26 protein-coding genes are annotated in these 25,520 nt (G+C 35.7%); 18 read left to right on the forward strand and 8 right to left on the reverse strand.

Annotated elements, in window-relative coordinates; all coding sequences use genetic code 11:
• Positions 1-70 precede the first annotated feature (70 nt).
• The gene (gene rpmA / locus ACN5L8_RS09805; RefSeq protein WP_114705630.1) at positions 71-325 is read right to left on the reverse strand and encodes a 50S ribosomal protein L27; all 255 of its coding nucleotides are present in this window, start codon (positions 323-325) and stop codon (positions 71-73) included.
• 26 nt (positions 326-351) lie between these two features.
• Positions 352-657: a 50S ribosomal protein L21 gene (gene rplU, locus ACN5L8_RS09810; RefSeq protein ID WP_419172925.1), complete on the reverse strand. Its 306-nt coding sequence runs from the start codon at positions 655-657 to the stop codon at positions 352-354.
• A gap of 244 nt (positions 658-901) precedes the next feature.
• Between rplU and ACN5L8_RS09815 the strand changes: the two genes are divergently transcribed.
• Positions 902-1,711 (forward strand): hypothetical protein, encoded by an 810-nt coding sequence (locus ACN5L8_RS09815; protein ID WP_334677999.1) that lies wholly within the window; start codon positions 902-904, stop codon positions 1,709-1,711.
• Here the strand turns inward: ACN5L8_RS09815 and ACN5L8_RS09820 are convergent.
• A complete protein-coding gene (locus tag ACN5L8_RS09820; RefSeq protein WP_419172926.1) occupies positions 1,680-2,255 on the reverse strand; it encodes a hypothetical protein in 576 nt (191 codons plus the stop codon). The two genes, ACN5L8_RS09815 and ACN5L8_RS09820, sit on opposite strands and share 32 nt — an antisense overlap.
• Positions 2,256-2,302: 47 nt before the next feature.
• On the opposite strand from ACN5L8_RS09820, the gene ACN5L8_RS09825 reads away from it, so the two are divergent.
• From ACN5L8_RS09825 to ACN5L8_RS09880, 12 genes are all read left to right on the forward strand, one after another.
• Positions 2,303-3,559, forward strand: coding sequence for a dicarboxylate/amino acid:cation symporter (locus tag ACN5L8_RS09825; protein WP_114705626.1), 1,257 nt, complete (start codon positions 2,303-2,305; stop codon positions 3,557-3,559).
• A gap of 152 nt (positions 3,560-3,711) precedes the next feature.
• Complete coding sequence (locus ACN5L8_RS09830) at positions 3,712-5,247, forward strand: lytic transglycosylase domain-containing protein (protein WP_114705625.1); 1,536 nt, start codon at positions 3,712-3,714, stop codon at positions 5,245-5,247.
• Positions 5,248-5,388: 141 nt separating this feature from the next.
• Positions 5,389-6,519, forward strand: coding sequence for a hypothetical protein (locus tag ACN5L8_RS09835; RefSeq protein ID WP_419172927.1), 1,131 nt, complete (start codon positions 5,389-5,391; stop codon positions 6,517-6,519).
• Positions 6,520-6,680: 161 nt separating this feature from the next.
• Entirely contained in the window at positions 6,681-7,868 is a 1,188-nt protein-coding gene (locus ACN5L8_RS09840) for a hypothetical protein (protein WP_419172928.1), read from the forward strand.
• A gap of 170 nt (positions 7,869-8,038) precedes the next feature.
• Positions 8,039-9,019, forward strand: coding sequence for a hypothetical protein (locus tag ACN5L8_RS09845; protein WP_419172929.1), 981 nt, complete (start codon positions 8,039-8,041; stop codon positions 9,017-9,019).
• Positions 9,020-9,170: 151 nt separating this feature from the next.
• On the forward strand, positions 9,171-10,031 hold the full coding sequence (locus ACN5L8_RS09850; RefSeq protein ID WP_419172930.1) for a hypothetical protein: 861 nt from the start codon (positions 9,171-9,173) through the stop codon (positions 10,029-10,031).
• Positions 10,032-10,104: 73 nt separating this feature from the next.
• Complete coding sequence (locus ACN5L8_RS09855) at positions 10,105-11,082, forward strand: hypothetical protein (protein ID WP_419172931.1); 978 nt, start codon at positions 10,105-10,107, stop codon at positions 11,080-11,082.
• 71 nt (positions 11,083-11,153) lie between these two features.
• The gene (locus ACN5L8_RS09860; RefSeq protein WP_419172932.1) at positions 11,154-12,143 is read left to right on the forward strand and encodes a hypothetical protein; all 990 of its coding nucleotides are present in this window, start codon (positions 11,154-11,156) and stop codon (positions 12,141-12,143) included.
• 122 nt (positions 12,144-12,265) lie between these two features.
• Positions 12,266-12,553 carry a toxin gene (locus ACN5L8_RS09865; RefSeq protein ID WP_419172933.1) on the forward strand — a complete coding sequence of 96 codons (288 nt, stop codon included), beginning with the start codon at positions 12,266-12,268 and terminating at the stop codon, positions 12,551-12,553.
• On the forward strand, positions 12,546-12,875 hold the full coding sequence (locus ACN5L8_RS09870; protein ID WP_158536754.1) for a CopG family antitoxin: 330 nt from the start codon (positions 12,546-12,548) through the stop codon (positions 12,873-12,875). Before ACN5L8_RS09865 ends, ACN5L8_RS09870 begins: the two co-directional genes overlap by 8 nt.
• Positions 12,876-12,895: 20 nt before the next feature.
• On the forward strand, positions 12,896-13,150 hold the full coding sequence (locus ACN5L8_RS09875) for a hypothetical protein (protein ID WP_419172934.1): 255 nt from the start codon (positions 12,896-12,898) through the stop codon (positions 13,148-13,150).
• An 11-nt stretch (positions 13,151-13,161) separates the two neighbouring features.
• Positions 13,162-13,338: a hypothetical protein gene (locus ACN5L8_RS09880; protein WP_419172935.1), complete on the forward strand. Its 177-nt coding sequence runs from the start codon at positions 13,162-13,164 to the stop codon at positions 13,336-13,338.
• On the opposite strand, the gene ACN5L8_RS09885 is transcribed toward ACN5L8_RS09880, so the two are convergent.
• Together ACN5L8_RS09885 and ACN5L8_RS09890 are read right to left on the reverse strand one after the other, a co-directional pair.
• Positions 13,335-13,811: a tRNA (cytidine(34)-2'-O)-methyltransferase gene (locus ACN5L8_RS09885; RefSeq protein WP_419172936.1), complete on the reverse strand. Its 477-nt coding sequence runs from the start codon at positions 13,809-13,811 to the stop codon at positions 13,335-13,337. The two genes, ACN5L8_RS09880 and ACN5L8_RS09885, sit on opposite strands and share 4 nt — an antisense overlap.
• Positions 13,812-13,820: 9 nt before the next feature.
• Positions 13,821-15,329, reverse strand: coding sequence for a leucyl aminopeptidase (locus tag ACN5L8_RS09890; RefSeq protein WP_419172937.1), 1,509 nt, complete (start codon positions 15,327-15,329; stop codon positions 13,821-13,823).
• A 99-nt stretch (positions 15,330-15,428) separates the two neighbouring features.
• On the opposite strand from ACN5L8_RS09890, the gene ACN5L8_RS09895 reads away from it, so the two are divergent.
• A complete protein-coding gene (locus ACN5L8_RS09895; protein WP_114705614.1) occupies positions 15,429-16,607 on the forward strand; it encodes an LptF/LptG family permease in 1,179 nt (392 codons plus the stop codon).
• Positions 16,608-16,632: 25 nt separating this feature from the next.
• Here the strand turns inward: ACN5L8_RS09895 and ACN5L8_RS09900 are convergent, their stop codons facing one another.
• The 3 genes from ACN5L8_RS09900 to ACN5L8_RS09910 form a co-directional block, all read right to left on the reverse strand.
• The gene (locus ACN5L8_RS09900; RefSeq protein WP_419172938.1) at positions 16,633-17,769 is read right to left on the reverse strand and encodes a helix-turn-helix domain-containing protein; all 1,137 of its coding nucleotides are present in this window, start codon (positions 17,767-17,769) and stop codon (positions 16,633-16,635) included.
• Between the two features lie 11 nt (positions 17,770-17,780).
• A complete protein-coding gene (locus ACN5L8_RS09905; protein ID WP_419172939.1) occupies positions 17,781-18,584 on the reverse strand; it encodes a tetratricopeptide repeat protein in 804 nt (267 codons plus the stop codon).
• An 87-nt stretch (positions 18,585-18,671) separates the two neighbouring features.
• Positions 18,672-19,778: a class I SAM-dependent RNA methyltransferase gene (locus ACN5L8_RS09910; RefSeq protein ID WP_419172940.1), complete on the reverse strand. Its 1,107-nt coding sequence runs from the start codon at positions 19,776-19,778 to the stop codon at positions 18,672-18,674.
• Between the two features lie 116 nt (positions 19,779-19,894).
• Between ACN5L8_RS09910 and ACN5L8_RS09915 the strand changes: the two genes are divergently transcribed.
• The 4 genes from ACN5L8_RS09915 (at position 19,895) to lepA (ending at position 25,518) form a co-directional block, all read left to right on the forward strand.
• Complete coding sequence (locus tag ACN5L8_RS09915; protein ID WP_419172941.1) at positions 19,895-21,625, forward strand: TrkH family potassium uptake protein; 1,731 nt, start codon at positions 19,895-19,897, stop codon at positions 21,623-21,625.
• A gap of 30 nt (positions 21,626-21,655) precedes the next feature.
• Positions 21,656-22,351 carry a potassium channel family protein gene (locus ACN5L8_RS09920; protein ID WP_114705609.1) on the forward strand — a complete coding sequence of 232 codons (696 nt, stop codon included), beginning with the start codon at positions 21,656-21,658 and terminating at the stop codon, positions 22,349-22,351.
• A 12-nt stretch (positions 22,352-22,363) separates the two neighbouring features.
• The gene (locus ACN5L8_RS09925; RefSeq protein WP_114705608.1) at positions 22,364-23,602 is read left to right on the forward strand and encodes a HAMP domain-containing protein; all 1,239 of its coding nucleotides are present in this window, start codon (positions 22,364-22,366) and stop codon (positions 23,600-23,602) included.
• 95 nt (positions 23,603-23,697) lie between these two features.
• Complete coding sequence (lepA, locus tag ACN5L8_RS09930; RefSeq protein WP_133296895.1) at positions 23,698-25,518, forward strand: translation elongation factor 4; 1,821 nt, start codon at positions 23,698-23,700, stop codon at positions 25,516-25,518.
• Positions 25,519-25,520: the final 2 nt, after the last annotated feature.

Consider the following 25,520-nt stretch of genomic DNA (forward strand, 5'->3'; position numbering starts at 1 on the left):
AAAAGGGAGCACTATGTATAGGCTCCCTTTCATATTTACAACTAATTAATAGTGTAAGATCTAATAATTCTTATGCTTCAACAACAGAAACAATTTGCTTCTTCTTGTTGTAGAAACCGAATTGAACTTTACCTTCTTTTGTTGCAAAAAGAGTATAGTCCTTTCCTACTTTAACGTTTTTACCAGCATGGAATTTAGATCCTGCTTGTCTTACAATGATGTTTCCTGGAACAACAGCTTCACCACCAAACTTCTTAACACCGTACATATTCGGGTTTGAATCACGACCGTTACTTGTTGAACCACCGGCTTTTTTGTGTGCCATATCTAACTCCTAAAATTAATAATTGATTAAGCTTTAACTTCTTTGATTTTTAAAGTTGTAAAGTGTTGTCTGTGTCCGTTCTTCTTCTGGTACTTACCAGGCTTTCTTTTGAAAACGATAACTTTTCTTGAACGATCATGTCTAACAACTTCAGCAACAACTTTTGCACCAGCAACAGTTGGAGCACCAACTTTTGCAGACTCACCACCAACAAATAGAACCTTATCAAATTCTACAGTTGATCCAGCTTCTTGATCTAACTTCTGAACGTCAATAGTCATACCAGCTTCTACTCTGTACTGGTGACCTTGAATTTCTACTACTCCGTACATAAATTCTCCTATAAAAGGCAATCTTTGGGGGCCAGAGGTTTTCTCCAACACTTTCTATCCCTCGGACTGAAAATATTAACTCTATGAAACTAGGATTTTTATGAAAAATTGGGCCTGTTGTCAAGCATTTAGACGCAATTACACGCAGCTTTTTGAGGATTTTTTGCCTAGCTCCTGTCATAGTGAGTCATTTGCTCATAAAGATATTTCAATAGCCGAAAAGTTAGGATGACGGAGGTATCAGATGCAATCTGTAAGTAATGAAAAATACACGTATTATCAATTTGCTAAGGAGCAATCGCTTCCTATTTATATCAGATTGAGGGTCGCTGAGTTTGATCCGGAGGTTGTAGGCTTCTTACAGGTAATGAACTTTACGGAATTAAGTGAAAAAGAAGGGGAGTCTGCACAGCAGACTATAGCAACGAGTCAAATGGCGAAGGTCTTAACGATAGATGAGGCCACTCCAATGGTTGCCTCACAAATTCGTTCAAACTTCCAAGATGATAAGTATGGAATGGAAAGTATTGTCCAAAAACCTGGATATAATGTTTATCGATATAAGAATATGGCGATGATTGTTCTCTCACTCGCATCAAATGAATGGCTAATGGGAACATTCCCTGAATTTGGTCACACAAATAAAGAATATGAGTGTCGAGTCGTAATTAACCGCTACTTATCTTGGGCCCTTGCCCCAATGGGGATTGCTGGGTTCTGGGGAAGAAAACTTAAGGAAGGAATCGTTCTTGGACGCATGAATGAAGTAAAGGGTGAAGTTGTATTTATTGATGTAAGAAACAGAACCTTATTTTCTAAGAGAGAAAGTGTAAGCCTTAAAAACTCTGAAGTATTTATCAAAATCGACCCTCTTCATAAATCATCACCAGCTAGAATGAGATTTGAAGATGCACAGGCCTTCTTGGCCATACATTCATCTTACTTTGGTGCCAATGGGATGCCGCTAGCAATTCGCCAAGTTGTGGCCACTATAGCTAAGAATTTTCACAGCTATAAATTTGCTATTTCGGATCTTTCCCAGGAGTTGAGTTAGCCTTAAGTAATTGGGTTAGAAAATTATTTGGATTTTCAGATTCATCTTTTCTAATCATATGAATATAGATTGGAAAGCATGTTATGGTACAAGCTCCTGAATAGGTTACTCTTTTATTTTCCTCGTCTTTCCAAATATAAACAGAGGTTCCATCGCGATTAAGAAATTGGTCTTGCTTTCCAAAACGGTTAATTAATGACTGATGAAATGTATTGTGAAGAAAGTAATTTGGTAGTCGAGCATAGAAGTCTAAGACAGTATTATCCGAGTTTTTTATGTGAACAAAAACAGGAAAGAAATAGTTCTGATGTCTAATTTGTATTTCATAAGTTTTTACGACTTTGCCATTATTGATAAGTCTTATGGCCTTATATTCTTTTTGAATATCCGATAGTTTTTGTCCGGGATGAAACGGCTTAAATTTATCAAAGGTAAAATTATAATTTGGTTCTTCAACCTTCGCTTTTGCCGTATTGATAAATATGCAAAATGATAAGAGAATATATGAACTAGTTAATAATTTTTTTAGAGTTTTTTTGAACATACGTTATTTTAAACGATTTAGATTTTTATATTTAAAAGGGGAATTTAATGCAACCAGCAGCAAAGAAGGAAGCGCAGAAGATCGGTATTGCGATGGTTTTAGGTCTAGTTCTAGGGCTAGTGCTACATTATTTTGGGAAAGGAGCTTATGTTCAATATATTGCTCCAATTGGTGATGCCTTTATTGGCCTACTAAAAATGGTTATTGTCCCATTAGTTTTCTCTTCTATCTTTATGGCCATGTATCACCTTGGGACTCCGGAGTCTCTTGGAAGAATGGGAGTAAGGGCCGTTGCTTATTATTTCTTCACAACTTGTATCGCCGTATTATTTGGGATCATTTTTGTTAATATTATCAACCCTGGAATCGGAGCAGACTTAGGCTCAGCAGGTGTTCAAGGATTATCAGAAGCGATGCAATCAAAGGTTGCAGGAAATTCTGGAGGTTGGGCTTCACTTTTTGCTTCTATAAAAGAAGTTCTCTTAGGTGCAATTCCGACAAATCCATTTGGTGCATTTGCTGAAGGTAATATTCTACAAGTAATTGTCTTTTCAATCCTAATGGGAATGACAGCTTTATTTATTCCTAAAAAGAGTGAGCCTTTTGTTAAATTTGTAGGTGCATTAGAAGAGCTTGCAAATAAACTTACAATGGGAGTAATGAAATTAGCTCCTTACGGTATCTTTGTTCTAATGACTGGAGTACTTGCAAAGTCTGGAACAAGTGCGATTGTCTCACTATCAAAGTATATGCTTACAGTTATTCTAGGTCTTCTATGCCATGGAATCTTTCTACTTATTGTCGGAAGTATCCGTGGAAAGATGTCACCTTTAGAAGTCTTAAAGGGAATTGGTCCAGCAATTATTACGGCCTTTTCAACTGCATCGTCAGCGGCTACTTTACCGATTACAATGATGAATGTTGAGGAAAACTTAGGGGTCGATAAAGACACTGCTAAGTTCGTGTTACCACTAGGAGCGACAATAAATATGGACGGAACTGCGCTATATGAGTCAGTTGCGGCAATCTTCATTGCACAGGCCTATGGTATTGAATTAGGGATAACTCATCAAATAATTATCTTTATGACTGCATCTCTGGCCGCAATTGGTGCAGCTGCGATTCCTGGCGCAGGACTTATTACGATGTCGATCGTTCTATCGGCCGTAGGACTGCCTATTGAGGGGATTGGGCTTATTTTAGCAGTAGATAGAGTACTGGACATGTTCAGGACAGCTGTGAACGTTTTTGGCGATGCTATGGGGACAGTAGTTGTTGACTCGATGCTTAGGAAAAACTCATAGGTAAAATATAAGTTATTGATTTTAGTAGAGCTCTTAACTCGAAAAAATCTTTTCCTCGTTGACTCAGACACCACAATTTGAAAAAATATTAGGGCCCCATTTTTGGGGCCCTTTTTCGTAAAGAGAGAATTGAACACATATAAGGAAGATCAATGAGAAAAAACGGATTGTTGTTACTGGTTCTAGGCCAACTACTTTTTTCGTGCATCAGTACAGAAAAAGACGTTCCAAGTCCAAAAGAGATTACGGAGTCATTTAGTACTGAAGATGAGAATCTCGATGGTGCTGATTTCTCTGAAGAAAAGATCATTGCTCGAACTGCAAAACATGGTGCAGAGTTTTCTAGTGATCAAATTGTTGGTTCTGCTGTTATTGAGCACCCTGCAAGTCACGAAATCAAAACTTATTTCTTATATGGTGCTGAGCACTTAAATCTTGAAAATAATTATTTTGATATTCCTGTTGTTTATAATGCCGCTGTTAAGAAGTGGATTAAATATTTCACAGGAAGAGGACGAGGCTTCTTTCAAAGATATTCAGGAAGGGCCGGAAGATATGCGCCGATCCTCTCTAAAGTTCTAAAAGACAATGGACTTCCACAGGACTTAATCTTTTTAGCAATGGCCGAATCAGGATTTCAAACAAAAGCAAAGTCTTGGGCAAAAGCAGTTGGCCCATGGCAGTTCATGCCATATACAGGTCGTCGTTATGGCCTTGAGGTAAATTGGTATGTTGATGAAAGAAGAGACCCAATTAAGTCTTCAATCGCAGCATCAAAATACTTAAAAAAATTATATAAGCAATTTGGTTCTTGGGAGCTTGCCGCTGCATCTTATAATGCAGGTGAAGGTAAGATGGGAAGAGCGATAAGAAGATACCGAACAAAAAACTTTTGGAAGATCAGAAGAGGTCGATACCTAAAGCCTGAGACAAAGAATTATGTTCCAAAAATTATGGCATTGGCCATTATTGGTAAAAACTTAAAGTCATTTGGCTTTGAAGAAATCGATTGGCATGAGCCTCTTGATTTTCAAGAAATTCAAGTTCCTGGCGGAGCGGATTTATTTAAAATTGCAAAAGATTTAAATGTTGAATTTGATGATCTTCATTATTTAAATCCAGAAATTCAAAGATGGTTTACACCACCAACGCATGAAACATATACGCTTCGAGTTCCTGTAGGAAAAAGAGAGACGTGGGCAGCTTGTTGTTCAGCTAAAAAAGAAGAGTATATTGCTTCCCAAGAAGTCTTTCAAAAATATCGTGTAAGAGGTCGTAAAACTCGTCTTGATGATGTAGCAAGAAAGTTTAAAATCAAAGATAAGAAGGTTCTTACTTGGCTAAATGATAATTACAAGTCTCACCGCTCTCGTGTTCCAAGAGGAACTTATGTGACTCTTCCATTTAGAATTGGACAGAGTAAGAAAGATAATATGTATGCGGACCTATATGATAAACCTCGTAAGTCTGTCATTCGTAAAAGAAAATATCGTAACCGTATCCGTGTCGCTAAGAGACGTGGGAAAAAGATCAGTAATCCATCACAATTCTACACTGTGAAAAGAGGAGATTCTCTCTGGTCTGTTTCTCGTAAAACGGGAGTTAGCCTAGATACACTAATTGTCTCTAACCTAAAAATCATTAAGAAGAGACAAATTCGTGCAGGTGACCGCCTAGTGATTCGCTAATTTCAAAAAATGTAAGAAAAAAATAGTAAAACATATTGAAACCACGCTCTAATGCGTGGTTTCGCTATTTTAATTCTAAAAAAAATAAGCTATTGTATTCCTCACGAACACAACACACGTATACACGAGGAAATTCAAACTATGGCCTATAGCGATATTTTAAAGCTTAAAAAAGTCGAAGTTAAAAACGAAGAAAAGGTATTCATTAAAAATCTCATTGTTGGTAATGATATTTTTGCAATGGATCTCTTTGACCATCTCTATAAAAAGGACTCAACTTCAGTGAAATTATTAACTGAAGAAGAAGTTACTGAAGATAATTTTAAAGTGATGGGACCGTCACTTGTTAGAGGAGAAAATAATATTTCAGTCCTGCGTGACCTTGGGATTATTGAAGAAGCTAATCCATTGAGCTCATGCTTTTATAAGGACTCTAAGTTTCATGATTTTGGTTCACGTACAAAGCCAATGCCTCTTTTATGGGGAGAAGAAAGTTATATTGATGAACATATAAAAGTTCGCCCAACTGATCTTCTTCCATCACTTAATAGTGAAGGGCTTTTAGATCGTATTCGCGAAAATAGTTATAGCTTAAGAATTAAAGAAATCTATCGTACAACTCCTGAGGAGTTAATCGATCAGGCCCATTGGAAAGTGTACTTAACGAACGGTTTAATTATTGAATGTGAGAACCTTTATTGGGGAGAGTCTCCTGCCATTTTCTTAGACTTATTCAAGGATAAGAAAACACTTTCTACCGAGTTTATCGAGTTTTGCGAAAGTACTAAAACACCTTGTTCTCTATATGTTCACCTCGATCTTGAAGAGAAGATTACTGATGATGAAAAGACATACTTTTTTCCACTTTCATTTACACATGAATGGGGACATTTCATTGGTGAGATTGGAGAAACAGAAAGCGAAGGATATGCTCAAACAGCTAAATTTGTGACTTTTATTGATAAAGAAGAGAGTACAGAAGAAGATATTTCTAAAAAAATCAATCTTCTGAAAAAAAACTTGGCCAAAAATTTCGACGCTTTTGACGTAAATAAGTCAAAAGAGCGCGTCATACTTCGTGACTATTCTTATAGTCCAGAAATTGACGATTCAAAGATTACACAGGAGTCTTTAAATGAAGATCATTTAATTTTCTTTAGTTTTAACGCTCCTCTTAGGCAGTCAGCAGTGAAAAATGAAACATTCGTAGATTCCTGGATGTCGTCAAAATTCCTCGCAAGAGGCCTTGCAGTGCAATCAAAAATAAAATAAAAACAACCTATAAACACCCCGTAAATGCTAATTCTTATGCAATTTCGGGGTGTTGACATTCATCTCAACTGCCTTGAAAATTTAATAACTAACATTTTTTATCAGTGTCTCTTCATATAAAGACGACACACGGATTTTTTTACTCACTCAAGGAGAGGAATATGAAAAAGGTATTTTTAGGAGCAGCTACACTTGCACTACTAAGTACTAGCGCTTACGCAACTAAGGCAAGACTACTTGCACTTGGTGACGAAGTTGAAGACAACTACTACACAATGGATGATCGTTACATTTTCACTAACGCTTCATTTGTAAACAACTACGGCGACATGGTTGTTCTAGAGTACGGTGAAGAAGGTGTTGGTACAGGAACAACAACTTTAGATACAGATAGTGACCCAAAAGCTATGGGTGGTTTCTTTAAGAAGATTGGTAAACTTACTTATGGTGTTTACGTTGGTAACGAATCAAATATTTCTTCTTCTTTAAGAATTCTTGCTTCTGACGTATCTGCACCAACTGGAAGTTACTTAGCAACTTCAGACAATCAAGTTGAATTCTTTCTTGGTGGTGAAGCTGGTGTTAACTGGGGTGCTTCATTTGTTTATGCTTCATCTGAAAGAGATGTTTCAATTCTTTCTGGTGCAGGAAGTGAAAAACATGAAGATGATGCAATGGCAATCAAGCTTGGTGTAAATAAAGACAACTGGGATGGATATGCAAATATTTCATTAATGTCTGAAGCAGAAAATAAAGCAACTGGAAACAAGTTTGAAGGTAAACTTGGTGTACAAGTTGGTGGTTCTTATACATTCAATCAAGATCTTAAGACGTATGCTTCATACAAGATGTTTCAGTGGGATCAATCAAGAGCTGGAGCTGATGGAGAAGGTGATTTATCTCGTCTAGATCTAGGTGTTGGTAAAGAGTACAAAATTGATGGTGGAATGGTTTTCATTAGAACTGCATTCCAAATGATCGATGTTGAACTAACTGAAGGTGCTGTAGATGCAAGCTTAACAACAATGAATCTTCCAGTTGTTATTGGTGCTGAAGCTAAAGCAAATGAATGGTTAACAATCAGAGGTTCTGTTTCACAATCAATTTACTCTAATGCAGATTCAGATAGCCTAGTTGCTTACGCTGGTGCACCTAATGCTCTTAACGAATTAGTTTGGGGAGTAATCCAAAATTATAATGGTGGTGGAGATGGTGATGCATCTTTTAATAACACTACAACAGTTGCACTTGGTGCTACTTTAACTTACAAAGCTGTAGATTTTGATATCTATGCAGGTATGAATGGTGGAGACACTAATTCAAGAGTTGCAATGAAGTATAGCTTTTAATTTGTAATTTAAACAAATGATTAAGAAGGCCGTGGGTGAAAAAACCACGGCCTTTATAAAAAAAGCAAAAAAAAATTGCACAGAAAAACAAAAACGGTATAATTTAATAAATTAATTTTTCAAACGAACTAGATTACTAGTTAGAATAAAAACAAAACAAGGAGTAAGTTTTGAAAAAAATGACAGGTATTATTGCAATGGCAGTACTTTCTTCTGCAGCATTCGCAAACACAATCGTTCCAGAAATCTCAAGAGATGGAAAAACTAAAAATGATTCAGCTATCGCTACTTCTCAACAAATGAGAACTTTCGTTGCTGGTGAATACGGAATGGAAACATTTGAATTAGATACAACTGGTTCAACTGAAGAAGAAACAACTAACATGAATGTTTATGGTGGTTGGTCAAACAAAATGATTACTGTTGAAGCAGACTTTAACATGGGTGACGAAGATGATGTTGACTTTGATTCATACGGTGTAACTGCAGGTTATAGAATCAATAAGCAATTTGCTCTTGGTCTTGGTTATACTATGGCTTCAGTTGATAATGCTTCTGATTCTGAAGAGTCTAAGATTGAAATCGCTGGTTCATACAACATGGGTGATCTAGTTCTTGGTGCTTCATTTGCAATTAACTCTGAAGAAGACAATGCAGGAACTGATGGTTCTTACAATGTTCTTACTCTAGGTGTTGGTTCAAACGCTAACAATATGTCATGGGAAGCAGGTCTTACTTATGATCTAGAAGCTGATGAGCCAGCTGATGGTATGGATAGAGGTTCAAGAATTGGACTTTTCGCAGGTATGACAAAAGTTGTTAACAACATCGAATTAGATGGTGATATTTCATACACAACTGGTGATGACACTGCTACAGGTACAGCAAATAACGATTACACAGATCTTTCTCTAAGATTTGATGCTGAATTCCTAGTAGGGAAGATGTTCTACATCACTCCAGGTCTATCGTACAGAGATGTGGAAGCTGGTACTTTTGAGCAAGATCAAATCGCTCTTTCAGGTGACTTTGGTTATAGAGCTAATAAGTTTGATGCTAACTTTGGTATCGATTATACAGTTTCAGGTGAGCAAAATGGAACTGACTACGACGATATGGCATGGAATATCAACGTAGCTTACCTATTCTAATTTAATCTTTTAAATTTTGAATATATGGCAAGGGAGACTTAGGTCTCCCTTTCTTATTTGTATGTATCCATAATATCTCTAAAGAATAATTTAACTTTTTAGTCCGAATCATTTGTATATAATGAAAAGTAGTTCATCTAAGGAGTACAAAGTGAAAAAGTTATGGCCTTTATTGATTGTTTTGTTCTATACATCAACATTTGCAAATACTATTGTTCCTGAGATTTCTCGTGACGGAAAAACCCTTAATCGATCGGCACTTGCAGTAGCTTTTGAAAAGAGAAATTATGTTGGTGGTGAAATTCATGATGGTGATTATCAAGGTGAGAATATTCAGTTATTTGGAGGGGCCTTTGTTGATCAATTTTCTTTTCAAGCAGATGTAGACTTTGACGATGATTTATTAGATGACGATCGCTACGATGTGAAGGCCGGTTATCGATTTGCTAGTAATATGGCGTTGGCCCTCGGTGTCGCTGCAACAGACTTTGTGGATGATCCTTCTATTGAAGTTGGGCTATCAACTATTTCAAATAATTTAATTATTGCAGGCTCAATCACTGCAAATATTAGAGATAATGCTGATGATAACTACACACTTACAGCAGGACTTGGGCAGGATGAAAAGAGCTTAAGTTGGGAAGCTGGGATTCGATATGATCTTAATGATAACGACGATGATCTTCTCGGACTATTTGCTGGAGCTACAAGAGTAGTAAATAATGTTGAGCTAGATGGGGATGTTGAGTTTAAAACAAGAGATGAATTCACAGAGATCGATCTTAATCTTGATGCAGAATTCCTCGTACATAAAGAGTTCTATGTTACTCCAGGAGTTTTCTTTAATTATAGGGAAGTCGGAAATAACGATGATGACTACCTAGGGGTGTCAGGTGACTTTGGTTACAGAGCTAACCAAATTGATGCAACAGCAGGCTTGGATTATGTAATTTCTGATAACGACAGGCGTGATGGCATTCAGTGGAAAATTAATGCTGCTTATTTTTTCTGATTCATTTGTTTTCTTTAAAACTTTACGTATAATTTAACTATTATTTTAATTGAGTTAACTTAAGGAGAAAGTTTTGAAGAGAGTTTTCAAACTTGCTGTAATTGCAGCACTATCACTATCAGCTTACGCTAATATTTTAATGCCAGAGATTTCTAGAGATGGAAAAACTAGAAATGAATCCTTAATGGCAGTATCTCAGTCCTCTCGTAACTTCATTGCAGGGCAGTTATCTACAGTTAATCTTGAAGATGATTTTAATAATGAAATCGATATTACTACAACATCTGTCTATGGTGGATTTTCAGCAGAGTCATTCACAATGGAAATTGGCTACGATAATGCAAATTGGGATGTAGGTTCAGCAGATGAAGATTTTAAAGACATTAGTATCCTAGCCGGATTTAAAGTGAATGAAAGATTAACACTAGGTGTAGGGCTTGAAACTAGTGAGCTATTAAATGGTGTTGATGACACTGGTATTAGTTTTGGAGGAACGTTACTTGTTGAAGGAACTGTTCTTGGTGGAACGATCGCACGTCATACATATGAGCTTGGTTCAGCAGAAGGTGACTTTATTCTTTTAACAGGTGCTTTTGGTTCGGCAACAAAAGATATGTCTTGGGAAACAGGTATTACTTATCAAATGGAAGGAAGCGGTGATTTAAACACTGGTGCTCGTCTTGGTATCTTTGGTAATGCCACTAAAATTTCTGGCGCCTGGGAATTTGATGGATCATTTAATTATACTTTTGGCGATTACTTAGATGAAGCAACTGGTGATAATGATTATAGCAGTATTGAAATTGAATTTGATGCTGAATATCTTCTAAACAAAGAATTTTATATTACTCCAGGTGTTAACTATACTTCAGTTGACTACCCTGATTCTGATGATGATACAGACCTAGTAAGTGTACTTGGTAGTGTTGGCTTTAGGAACTCTCAAGGACTCGATGCTACTTTTGGATTAGAGTATGTTGTAAGCGGAGATATTGGCGGAGATGATGTTGATGGCCTTGGTTGGGGAATTAATGTAGGTTACGTTTTCTAATTGAAGAAAAATATGTATTATTGAAGATAGATAGGGGAGACAAAAGTCTCCCCTTATTTTTTGGGGGAAAGTTGAAAAAGATACTTATAATTGCTGCCTTATCGTTACCTTTAATTAATGCCAATGCTAACTTCTTCTTGCCGGAGATATCTCGTGACGGAAAGACTTTAAATACTTCTGTTCTTGCAGTTTCTGGAGAAGCACGAAACTTTGCAGGGGCAACTTACGATCTTTCAATGTTTAAACAAGATGACGATAGCTCTATTGAATACGATATATCGACACCAGGAGCATTTGGTGCATTTAGTGCAAAAGGTTTTTCTGCTCAATTAGAAACGAAGTTTTCCCAGACAGAAATTGATGATCAGAACTCTAGTGCTCATATCGCTTCTCTTCTAACTGGTTACCGAGTTAATAAGATGATGACATTAGGACTTGGATATACTCAAGATGAATTCGATGCAGGTGTTGATGCGCAAAAGCTAGAAGCTGGTGGAACTCTTACTTTTGATGGAGTCCTCTTTGGCGGTTCCGTTGCTTATCGTGAAGTTGATGATAAAACACTTGAAGGTGGATACTTTATTTTAACGGCCGGAATGGGACAAAGAGAAAAGAATGATGTCGTTGAAGCTGGAGTTCAGCTAATGACAGAAGGCTCAGATGATCTAACGAGAGGAAAGCGTTTTTCTGTCTTTAGTAATATGACAAAACTTGTTGGAAGTGTTGAAATTGATGGAAGTTTTAAATTTGGTTTTGGAAACTATTATAAAGATGATGGTGGCACGACAGATGGAAACAACTTTACGTCTTTAGAGTTTGATATTGATGGAGAATTCTTAGTCTTAAATAACTTCTATATCACTCCTGGACTTTCTTATGCATCAAGCAATGCTCCAGGTGTTTCAGAGGATACATCTTTAGTTAAATTAGGAAGTGACTTTGGTTATCGCAATGCTAAACTAGATGCGACCTTGGCCGTGGATTATATTTTTATCAGTGAGAAAAACGAAGTCGATTACGATGGCCTAGGTTTTGGATTGAATATCGCTTATTTATTCTAATATTTTTAAAATATACTTTTTCTTATTACTTGTTTCAATAATTTCAGCAGCTTAAGGGTCTGACAATATTTCTTCTTGTTGCATATCAACGGGTGTTGTTATGCAACAAGGAGTGGTGTACAATGTACACAGGTAAGCTGTTCAATTGGAACGATACAAAGAATTTGAAGTTACAAAATGAGCGTGGTCTTTCGTTTGAAGATGTTTTGGATTCTATAGAAAATGATAAGTTCTATGGGGTATTTAGTAATCCAAGTGGAAACTTCAAAAATCAAAAAGTTCTTCTCGTTGTAATTAATAATTATCCATGTATCGTACCCTTTGTTGAAACAGAAACTGAAATATTTCTTAAGACGATAATTCCAGATAGACGTTTTAAAAAGTTTATTGATGGAGAGAGAGATGAATAAAAAATTATCTAAAAAAGAAAAAACCATTGCAGACAATTTTGCAGCAGGTGATTTCAAGAAGGCTTCAGATCATAGAGACTTTAAAGAAATTGCAAAGAAAACAAAAGCTGCTCGGATTAACTTAAGATTAGAGCAAGAAGTTCTAAACTACTTTCAAAAAGAAGCAGACCGTCAAGGTATTCCTTATCAAACGCTCATAAACAGTACTCTTTATAAAGTAGCAAAGGGAGAGCTCGTTGATAACGAAATAGTAAATTTTGGTAAAGAGCTTAAAGAAATTAAAAAGGAAATATTAAAAATTAATCGTAAAAAAAGAGCCTAAAATAAAGCATAAGAGGTTTTATGAAGGCTTATTTTGTTTTTATTGCGACTTTATTATCGGCATCTACTTTTGGAAATCGTATCTACAATGCAGAGTTTAGTTATAGTGAAAATGCTAGTTTCGGTAAAACAGAACCAATTTTTACTGAAGTGGGATATCGTCGGGAAGCAACTTTATTATTAGGTTTTAGACCAGTTGATATGTTCTCCTTTGGGACAGGTTATCGAAACTCAGAAAATGATTCAGATATTGGAAGTAAGAAGAACTTCAACTGAATAAGACAGAATTGAATGATTCTGAAGTGACTAATAGCTTTGTAAACTTAGACTTTGGTTATCGTGAAGAAGGACTTGATATTACTTTAGGGTTTGAAAAGTTAATTAGCGGAGATATTAATATCTCTGGTACATCAAATGAAATTGACTTATTTAAGTTTGTTGTTGATGCGGGATTTTCTTTTTAGTAGGAAATAACTCTTAGGGCCTCGTAGGCTACGGCCGTAGCAACGTTTGAGAGGTTTAAAGATCTTACATGTTCTGAAAACATCGGAAGACAAAATAGGCGATTGGGGAAAGTTTCAAAGATATGCTTTGGTAATCCCTTTGTTTCAGAACCAAAAACAAGATAACACCCTTTAGTATAACCACGTCCATAGAAGTGATTTTCTTTTGCGGTTTTTGTGTAAAAGAAGAGCTCTTCATCTTTAGGAGATTCACTCTCGTAGAACTCATCCCAATTTTCGTATTCTGCAACTTCAACATATTTCCAATAATCAAGCCCTGCTCGTCTTACTGCTTTTTCTGTTAGTTCAAACCCATAAGGCTTGATGAGAACAAGTCTTGCTCCAAGGGCAATACAAGTACGCCCAATACTCCCGGTATTACCGGGAATATCAGGCGCGTATAGAACAATATTAAAAATTGCGTCTTTACTCACTTTAAATTCTTAGTTCTGCTTTAGGAATTCAACTAGTGATCTTACGATTACACCAGATGCACCTTTAGATGGACAGTATGGTAGGTGAGATTGAGAATCACCAACACCTGCGATATCAAGGTGTGCCCAAGCTACATCGTTCTTAATGAACTCTTGAAGAAAAGCTGCTGCTTTTGCAGTTCCACCAAAACGTGATCCACCAATATTTTTAAGATCTGAAATTGTTCCTTTCATATCTTTTTGCCATTCTGGGATAATTGGAAGTTGCCACATATATTCATCAGCTGACTTAGATGCTTTTAGAAGATTATTTGCTAACTTGTCATCGTTAGACATTAGACCACAAACTTCTGTTCCAAGAGCAACTAGACAAGCACCTGTAAGAGTTGCAGCATCAATTAGTGCATCTGGCTTAAGGTCACATGCATAGTCTAGACAGTCTGCCATAACTAAACGTCCTTCAGCATCTGTATTTAGAATTTCAACTGTTTTACCATTTCTTGCTTTTACAATTGCATCTGGCATCGTTGCTTTTGAGTTTACAGCATTATCAGTCATACCAAGGATACAAGTGATTTTTACTGGAAGCTTCATCAGTGCAGCAGCTCTGAATGCAGCAAATACTGTTGCAGAACCGGCCATGTCAAACTTCATATTCATCATTGATCCACCTGGCTTAAGTGAATATCCTCCAGTATCAAAAACAAGTCCTTTACCAACGAAAGCGATATGCTTCGTGTTTTTAGTAGCTTTTGATGGAGTGTAAGTTAGGTGTACAAGTTGAGCATCGTAAGCAGAACCATCATTTACTGAAAGGAATAAGTTCATATTCTCTTTTTGTAGTTCTTTTCTACCCATGATTTTACATTTTACACCTGGGATATCTTTTACATCTTTTTGAACCATTTTTGCATAAGCTGTAGAGCGAAGAACATTTGGTGGCTCGTTTACAAAGTCACGTGCAACGTTAACTGATTCAGCTACATGCTGAGCATCTTTGATTGCTTTTTGGAAAGCTTTTTTCTTAGTTCCCTTATCTGCTGAATCAAGAATTACTTCTTCTAATTTTGCAGACTCTGACTTTGAAAGATACTTATCAAATTTATAAGCAGTCATCTCAAATGCTTCAACAAGAATTGCTAGAGATTCTTCTTTTTTAGATTTAAAAGTGAAAGTATCAAATGCAACAGCTACCTTTTTATATTTTGAAACTGCTTTGTATGCTTTTGCTAATTCTTTTCTAATGTCTTCTGTTGTAACTTTTGTTTTGTCACCAAGGCCAACAACTAGAACATCACTTCCATAATGGTTGAATGAATAAGTTGAACCTTTTGATCCTGTGTAATCAGCTGAACTATTCATTGATTCAAAAGTCGCTTTTAGCTCTTTTGGCCAACCTGTTAGAACAACAGTTGATACATCTTTTTTACCTTTAGTTTCTGTTTTTGAGTAAGCACCGATAACATAACAATCAGCACTTGAAACTTCTTTAGTGTTTAAATTCAAAGTGAATTTCATATTTGCTCCTTAAAGGGGTTTCAAAGTGAATTAAGAGGGTATAAACTAACAGTAAGTATACAAAAAGACAAAGAATGACAATAGTCGGCAAGGGTGTTCATGAATCAGTTTGCTCGCATTAAAGACCTAATTCCAAATAAGATATTTCAAAGATATCTTGCGTCAAACTTTATTGTCCCTTTTGCAATGAGTCTAACATTCTTTGTGGCCTTCCTTTTAACAACCCAACTATTTAGATTTATGAGAGTTGTAACTAAGAAAGGCGTAAGTATAATGCAGTTTATGGAGATCTTGGGCCACATCTCTATGAGTTTTATTCCAATGGCCACTCCTTTATCGATTCTATTTGCCATGATCTACACACTCAATAAATTAAGTGAAGATAGTGAGATTGTTGCATTAAGATCGATGGGAATTAATAAGCATCGAATATTCTTTCCTTATTTTATTATCTCTATTCTCATAGCTTGTTCCGTTGTCGTATTAAATACGAATTTAGTACCGACCTCTAAGAAGATCTTTAGAAATGAGTTTCGTCAACTTGGGTCAAAGGGTGTTCTGACAGACATTAAGAAGGAGCAGTTCTTTACAGATATTCCAGGAGTTATTCTCTTTGCTGAAGATGTGCAAGACGATGGGAAGATATTAGATGGTGTCTTTCTTAAAATCACTTCTAATAAAGATGTTGATAAGCTTATTATGGCAAAAAAAGGGATTTTAAATAAGCCAAAGTCTGATGCTGCTCAGTCGATGAATATTCAATTTGATTTCTATGATGGAAGTATTGTCACCTTAGATAAAGATGGTAATGAAGTCGAAAAAATTCTATTTGAAAAATATGAATATCCAATTGTTTCAAGCTTTTCGGTTAAGTCAGTAAATAAAGCAAGTATGATGTCTTCAACAGAACTTAGAAGACATCTTCGTAAGCTAAAGAATAAGCGCAATAAGACAGAGAATAAGAGAGTTCGTAATAATCTCTCAAGTGATTTAAGAAAGGGCTATATTGAATACTGGGGACGCTTCACTGTTCCGATTCAATGTGTGGTCTTTGCTCTATTAGGTTTCGTCTTTGGAGTTAAGAAAGGGCGTGGTGCAACTAAGAATACTAGTGCTATGGCCTTATTTATTACGATTTTTTACTATGGCCTATATTTTTCAGGTATTTCATTGGCCAAAAAATCAGATGTGGCCATACCATTTATTCTATTCACCCCTGCTATTATTACAGCATTTATAGGAATGAGATTTTATAAAAAGCTAGATTGGAATTCTTAGGAGAGTTAATGAAAAAGCCTGAAGATTACTCTTCAGACTTCTTTTGAGCTTCAATATATTCTTTAGATGTTTGAAATGATCCGTCTTTATTAAATATGAATAGTGGTAGCTTATATTCTTTTGCAATTTCTACAGGAAAAACTAAACTTTTTACACCTGAACGAGATGTCATACCAAGTAGATCATTATTATAAAATACGTGCATAGCATTGATATTCCCAAGTCTAACAATCACGCGTTGGCCTTTTATAAAAACATATCTACCTTCTTTAAGTGTAAATGCTTTTATAGGCTCATCATCTTTTTTGTAAACAACCCAAGAATCACCTGAAGTTGATCTCAAAAAGACATTTTGCATATCGTCTTCGTAAGAGTTTCTTATGTTTTCAGGAATTAACTCATTTCTTTCTTCATCTGAAATTTCTTTAAATCCAAAAAGAGGAGAAGGTAAGTTATAGAAGTTTATTTCTTTTGGCGCTTCTTCTTTTTTCTCAGTCGTTTTTTCTTCTTCTGGGACCTTTGTTTCAATAGCAGCAACTTCTTCTTTCTCTTCAACATTAGCTTCAACGGCCGCAGTCTCTTCTTGAGCAACTTGAGTTTCTTCTTGAGGAGTTTCTTCTACAGGCGGCTCTTGTGTTGTTTCAATTGCCTTAGTTTTAAGGACAACTTCTTTTGAAGTATCTTGAGAATCGACCTCTTTACTCTTATTGATATTGATATAGATAAAAATACCAATTGAAATTAAACCAACGAGACTAATAACTTTATATTTTAATGAGTCAGAGAACTCAAAACTCTTTGGTTTTAAATCTTGTTTCTTTTCAACTTGTGCTTGAGGAAAGTCTTCTGCTTCTAATTGTTGTTTACTACTACTTGATGATTGGCCATATAATTCTTCAAGAAGATTAATGGCCTTATTTTCGTCGATATCATAAGTCTTAGAAAGAGTTTTAACAAAGCCACGTACGTATGCAATATTTGGTAGACGATTAACATCATCAGCTTCTAGTGCAGAAAGGTTTGTGATATTAATACGTGTATGACTTGAGACAGCTTCAATTCCTAGCTTCTTCTCTTCTCTGGCTTTTTTGAGATAAGAGCCTAAAGTATCTCTATTCATCTCTTCATTTGTCTGGGCTTCTTTTGCAACATCCTGTTCCATATAACGCCTTTTTAAAGATTGTTATTCTTATTTTTCTTTGAATAATAGATTTTTTTCATTAATTTATTTTTAAATTTTAAACTTCTCTTGGCGTATTGTGTGCGAGGGAATGCTTCAATAACATGATTAAATTCAGCAATTGCTTTCTCTTCTTCACCTAATGTTTGATAAATCTTTCCTAACTCAAAATATGCTGCTGGTTGGTCTTTACACTTTCCAGTCTTAGCAATATTAAAGTTTTTAATTGCTTCAGCAATCTTACCTTCTTCATGCAATAGAATACCTAGTTGATAAGGAGCAGGACAATAGTCTAGTGTGTAGCCCAGTACTTCTTTTAGGTAATCCTTGGCCTTTTGCTTATTTCCTCTTTTAAGTTCAATTAATGAAAGGTTGTACTTAACTCTGTATGTGTAGCGATAGACTAGATCTTTTAAAACTTCCTTGTATTGCTTTTCAGCTAAATCAATCTTTCCTTCTTTAAAATAGATTGAAGCAAGATTATTTCTTGCATCAGAATTTTTTGGATCAATTTCAATTGCTTTAAGAATTAATCTCTTTGCCTTTTCTGGACGATCTTTGAAGAAGTAGGCTAGTCCAAGGTTGTTAAGAGTTTTGGTATCATTTGGTTTTAATTGATTGGCATTTTCTAAAGCTTCTAATGCTTGAGAGTATTCCTGATCAATCATTTTTTGAGTTCCATAAGTATAAAAAAGTTCTGCTTTTTTATCTGAATTATCTTTTTGTCCTGATGAACATGAAGTCATCAGAAAAACTAAACTAATTACAATGAAAAGTAGGGAATTTCTTTTTCTCATAAATACGCCAAATGTTAATAGTTATCGTGGTTAGACTACTTTAATTGTAATTGTTTTAACGATTCTTTACAACGTTAATCTAAGAACTTACAAAGCTTTCCTATGTTTAAAAATATTAACCGATTCAAAGTGTCGGGTACCGGGAAAAAAGTCAAATAGATGAGCCTCTTGGACATCATATTCTGCTAAAATTTTTGCAGTATCTCGAGCAAGAGTTTGATTGTTACAACTTACGTAAATGATATATTTTGGTTTAAATAACTTAGTGTATTCATCGATATTCTTAAGTCCACTTCTGGGAGGGTCTATTACTAAGAGATCGACCTCTTCAACATTCAATTTCTTTAACTGTTCTATTGCTGATGAGTTGTAAATATCAACTTCATGATATTCTTGAGTCTTTTGGTTTTGAAGCTTTATATACTTAGCTGGTGTTGCATCAATAACAATACTTCTATGGTTTAGTGATTTTGTTAAATTACCATTTCCACCAAATAGATCGACAGTTGTTGAGTTCGAGTCTGTAAACTGTCTCATGTGCCCTTCAATAAGCTCGAGAAGTCTCTGATTCATTGGTGGATTAACTTGTAAGAATCCTTGAGCAGAATATCTTGAGTCATATGTTTTTAAGACTTTACCATCTCTTTCAAAAATTTCGACATGCCCTTTGGGTCTATTTGCTTCTTTTTGCCAATTTTCTTTAAGAGAGAATAGGGCATTGTTTACATTTTCATTGGCCATGAGACATTTATCAATAGAGATGATTTTAGTATTGTCCTCATTGAAAAAACCTAGCGAATTAGTCTTCTTATTATAGTGAAGTTGAATACGATTACGATATTCATACCTTTCACTTGCCTTATGTACCTTGAGTAATTGAGATAAATCAATCTTATACTGACGTGAAAAATTATCCAGGAATGCTTGTCTTTTAAATTTTAGTTCATCGTCGTAACTAGTGTGTAGAAAGTGACATCCACCACATTCGTTGAAATAGGGACACTTGGATTCTTCTCTAATTGGAGAAGCTTTATCAATATGCTTTAGCTTTGCAAATTGAATATTCTTTTTTGCTTTATAGACTTCAGCGACACCCTCTTCATTGGGGAGGCATTTTTGAATAAAAGTTATTTTGTCTTCGAGTTTTGAAACACCTTGTCCAATAGAGTCGATATGTTCGACTTTAAAATTCACATCAAATTTTTGAAACTTGAGTGATTTGTTGGGTTTCGTTCTTTTCTTCATAGGAAAATATGTCTCAATCTGCTATAAGTATCAACTTAGCTAAATTAGTAATATTATTAAATAATATGGCATCATTATTACAAAAATTGTCATTCTTGTTTGAACTTTTTTTTAATGGAAGTTTTATCCTCTTATACACCTTATATAGTAATAAGAAGATACCGGCTACTTGGAATCAAAAGTTTATCACTAACACTCTAGACCTCATGGTCTGGGTTGTTCCTATTGCTATTGCTCTTACTGTTTTAAAAAATATTATTGAATCAAAAAACGGAGAGGACTTCTTTAGGCGCTACGTCTTCTCCCTCTTAGTTTTCATTCCCTGTTTAATTACCTGGGGAGATGTTGAGTTTACATATTTACTCGCAAGTGCTCACTTGCTATCAACAATTTTATCTTTATATGATGATGGGGGAGAACAGGCCCCTCGGGTTTATGCTAATCGTTTTGAAGCAATAAAGAATAAGATAAAACTAACGTCTGCCCAGTGGGTTCTCTTTACCTTTGGTGGAGTTATCTTAGTTGGTACATTCTTATTAATGCTTCCAATGGCCGCTGCTGATGGTAATTCGATTAGTTTTGTCGATGCGCTATTTACGGCAACTTCAGCTACTTGTGTTACGGGGCTAGCCACTCTTAGTACTAAAACAAGCTTTAGTATGTTTGGGCAGCTTATAATTCTAGGACTCATTCAAATTGGTGGTCTATCCATCATGACTTTATATTCTTCAATGGCCATCGTGCTAGGGCGATCTTTAAAAATGAAGGATCGTATCATCATGCAAGACCTTTTAGATGTTTCATCTTTAGAAGAACTTGTGGCCATGATTATTAGTATTGTTAAATACACATTCATTATCGAATTATGGGGTGCCATCATTTTAACGATTGGTTTCACATTTGAAGGATTTGAATTTGGAGATGCTTTATATAATGGGTTTTTCCACAGTATTTCGGCATTTTGTAATGCTGGGTTTGCTCTCTTTGATAACTCATTAGAAAATTATGCAACGAATCCTCTTATCCATGGGACGATTTCAATCTTGATTACCTTAGGTGGGATTGGATTTATTGCACTAAAGGAACTTAAACAAGTTGTGACTCGAGAAAAGACAATTGTCCGTCTTGGAATGCACACAAAAGTTGTTCTAATTACTTCTTTTGCCTTAACTGTTGGTGGTGCTATCTTTATTTTCTTTGGAGAATTCCTTGGAGCACTAGATGGTTACAATCTTTGGGAAAAAATACAGATTGCAACTTTCCAGTCTGTAACATTAAGAACTGCTGGATTTAATACAATTCCACTAACAAACTTACATTCATATACGATATATATGATGGCCATGTTTATGTTCATTGGTGGATCGCCTGGTTCAACTGCTGGTGGGGTTAAGACCACAACTCTTGCAATTCTTGTTCAATCAATTATATCGACACTTAAAGGTGATAAGAACGTTATGATGTTTGATCGTAAGATCGCTGGTCCAGTTGTTGTTCGTGCAACGGCCCTGATGTTTATATCAATTGTTGTATCAACAGCTTTCATCTTTATTATGATGAAAATTGAACCAAACCAAAACTTCTTACCTTTATTTTTTGAAGTACTAAGTGCTGGTGGGACTGTAGGGCTTACTTTAGGTGTTACACCGTTTTTAACAATGGCAGGGAAGTTGGCAATTTCATTTCTTATGCTAATTGGACGTATTGGTCCATTAACATTAATTTTAGCAATTGGTGAAAGACAGAAATACTCAGGTAAATTAGACTATCCTGACGGAAGAATAATGATTGGTTAAAATAGAATTTATTAGAATAAAGGAATATACATGCTAGTAGCTGTAATTGGGCTAGGAACATTCGGAGCAAAAACTGCTGTTGGTCTTTTTGAAAAAGGCGCAGAAGTTATTGCAATTGATAAGAATGATGAATTAGTTGATAAGATTAAAGACCGTACAACTCACGCTGTTTCACTTGATGTAACAGACGAAAGATCTCTACGTTCAGTAAATATTTCCGATGTTGATACAGCGGTAGTTGCCATTGGGGATAATATTCAAATGTCAATTATGGCCGTAACAATGCTTCGTAAACTGGGTGTTGGTCGAGTTATTGCTCGTGCCACTTCAAAACTACATGAGCACGTTTTGCATGAAATTGGGGCCTCTGAAATTATTAAGGTTGAAGAGGAGATGGGGGAGATTGTCGCTTCAAAAATCATCGCACCTCACGTTCTTCAACGTTATAACTTTGCTGCTGGTTATTCTATTGTCGAACTTAAGTTAGGAAAGAAATTTGAAGGAAAGACACTTGTTGAAAGTAAGATTCGTCAGAATTACTCACTCAATATTGTCGCTCTTCAAAAGAAAGTTCCATATATCACTGAAGACGGTAAGTCTGCTTATCGTATGGAGATTAACGATTGTCCGATGCCGATGGATATTATCGAGTCAGATGACATCGTTGTTCTGGTAGGTAGTGAGAAGAATTTTAATAAGCTTTTTGCGGATTTAGAAGACGCATAAAGGGGAATAATTTTGAATTTATCATTAAGAAACCGAGTCGCAACAAGTTTCTCATTGGCCGCAGCAGTGGTCATACTTCTTGCGTTTATCGTGTTCTATCATTTAAATAATTTGAATAAAGAAATTGAATCAATTACTGATCGCTCTAATAAAGTAACACTTATTACTGATGAGGTTAGAATTTCTGCGGTTCAAATATTAAAAAATCAACGAAGAATTCTAACGAAGAAACCGACACCTGAGATGGTGGAAAGAATTTTAAACCTTTGTGAATCATTTACTTCGCAACTGCAAAGACTTGATGCTCACTACGATGAGCCAGAGGTGAAGAAGATCATTGGTCAGATGTTATCTTATACTGACTCATTGAAGGTTATCTTAAGTAAAGCTTCATTATTTCATCGAAATAATATTGGTATGACTTCTATTGGGGAGCTGGCCGATAAAATTCTAGATGCATTTTCTGAGTTTCAAGATATTCAATATTATCAAAATGTAGAAAGAGAAGAGAAGATCAAAAGTATCATCAACGAGACAAAGCGTAAGATGATGATTACTTTAATTATTGCTTTTCTTTGGACAATTATTTTAGGTCTGGTCATCCCTGGAAAGATCGCCTTACCGTTTAAGAAAATTAAGGATGCAATTCGAGAGCTACAGGATTGTAACTTTGATGTTTCCATTTATTATTCTCAAGACGATGAAATTGGTGAGATTGCTCAAGAGATGAATAAAATGATTCACTCATTCAAAAAGTTTGAAGAATTAAGAGCAGATAAGATTGTCGTTGAAAATAGAAAGTTTGATGTTTTGGCCAATATGGTTAAAAGGCCAGTTCTCTTAGCAAATGCAAAAGGGGAGCTGATGTATATGAATAATCAGATTTATCAACTCCTACAAGTTCAGTCTGAGGATACGATTGGTAAGGTTATGACTGATTCGATTATTCCACAGTGCATTATTGAAACTTATGAACTTGCCATTAAGCGTCGATCAAAGATTGAAAACCAAGAGATTAAGATTGCTAAACGTGATGAAACTAAAAAATCAGATAAAGAAGTTGGTGATAAGATTTCAGTAAAGGTTGATATCGAAGGTGATGAAGCAGATGCTGCTGAGCAAAGTGAAGAAGTCGAAGAAGTTATTGAATACGTTTACGAAGGTTATGCTTCTGTAATACCTATTCGTGGACGCGAGTCGTCACTAGATTATTACCTTATGGTTATGACTAAAGAGGTTCAGGCATCATAAAATTTATGACGCCTGGGCCCAAAACCCCTCTAATATAATAGTTATCCTTAAAAATCTATGCTATGATCAACGAATTTAGCGGAGTTATAGTTACAATGATCGATAGTAAATTTATTAGAAACTTTTCTATTATTGCCCATATTGACCACGGGAAGTCGACCCTTGCGGATCGTTTAATTGAAAAGACAGGTTCCATTACTGACAGAGAAAAGTCAGATCGAATTCTTGATAATATGGAGCTTGAAAAAGAGCGTGGTATTACAATTAAGGCCCAAACGGTTCGTCTTAATTATGTAGCTCGCGATGGTCAAACTTACTATCTGAATATTATCGATACTCCAGGTCACGTTGACTTCTCTTATGAAGTATCGCGCTCACTTGCATCATGTGATGGTGCACTTCTTGTCGTGGATGCATCTCAAGGTGTAGAAGCACAAACACTTGCAAATGTTTATATGGCCATTGAAAATGATCTCGAGATCATGCCTGTTCTTAATAAGATCGATCTTCCTCACGCAGATGCTGATCGTGTAAAGCAGGAGATTGAAGACGTTGTTGGGATCGAAGCGCTTGAGGCCGATGAAGTTTCTGCAAAATCGGGACTTGGTGTTGAAGATCTTCTTGAATCAATTGTTGCAAAAATCCCTTCTCCAAAAGGGAATCCAGATGCACCACTTCAAGGACTGATCTTTGATTCATGGTTTGATCCATATCAAGGAGTTATCTTCTTGCTAAGAGTTGTTGAAGGAAAACTTTCAAAGAAAGATAAAATTTATCTGAAAAATTCAGATCAAGAATATGAAGTCTTAAAGCTTGCTGTTAACACACCATTTTTTACTGAAGTAAAAGAGCTTGGTGCTGGTGAAGTAGGTATGGTTATCTGTGGTATTAAGAACATCCGTGACGTAAAGGTTGGGGATACTGTTGTTAATGCCAAAGCGAAAGATACGCCAAGTTTAGGTGGATACGAAGAAGTAAAACCAATGGTTTTCTGTGGTATTTTCCCTGTTGATTCAACTGATTATGAAATTTTAAAAGATGCACTTGAGAAGCTTGCCCTTAATGATTCATCTTTTACATATGAGCCTGAAACTTCTCAGGCCCTAGGTTTTGGTTTCCGTTGTGGATTCCTTGGCCTCCTTCACATGAATATTATTCAAGAAAGATTAGAGCGTGAGTTTAGTTTAAATCTAATTTCAACTGCACCTTCTGTGTCTTATAAAGTAAAAATGCTTGATGGTGAAATTGTTGACGTTGAAAACCCATCAACAATGCCTGAGCCAGGAACTTTTGAAGAAATTACTGAGCCAATGGTTTCAATCGCTATTCACGTACCAAATGAGTTTGTTGGAAAAATTATTCGTCTATGTGAAGAGAAGCGTGGAATTCAAACTGATATGAAATATATCACTGAAGAGAGAGTTCAAGTTACTTATGATCTTCCTTTAAGTGAGATGGTTTACGACTTCTACGATAAACTAAAAAGTTATACTAAAGGTTATGCTTCAATGGATTACGAGTTTAAGGACTATGCTGCCTCTAAGCTTGTAAAAGTTGACGTTCTTTTAAATGGTGAAAAAGTTGATGCACTATCAATCATTTGTCACCAAGATAATGCTTACTACAAAGGACGTGATCTAGTTGGGCGTCTAAGAAAAATCATTGATCGTCAGCAGTTTGATATTGCCATACAGGCAGCTATTGGTGCTAAAATTGTTGCTCGTGAAACGGTTAAAGCTCTTCGTAAGAACGTTCTTGCAAAATGTTATGGAGGTGACGTTTCAAGAAAGAGAAAACTTTTAGAGAAACAGAAAGAAGGGAAAAAGAGAATGAAGATGGTAGGTTCTGTTGAAGTACCTCAAGAAGCATTCCTTGCTGTTCTTTCAACTGATGAAGATGCTGGTGGGAAAAAATAAAA

This window comes from Halobacteriovorax sp., assembly GCF_048381875.1.
Classification (GTDB): domain Bacteria; phylum Bdellovibrionota; class Bacteriovoracia; order Bacteriovoracales; family Bacteriovoracaceae; genus Halobacteriovorax_A; species Halobacteriovorax_A vibrionivorans.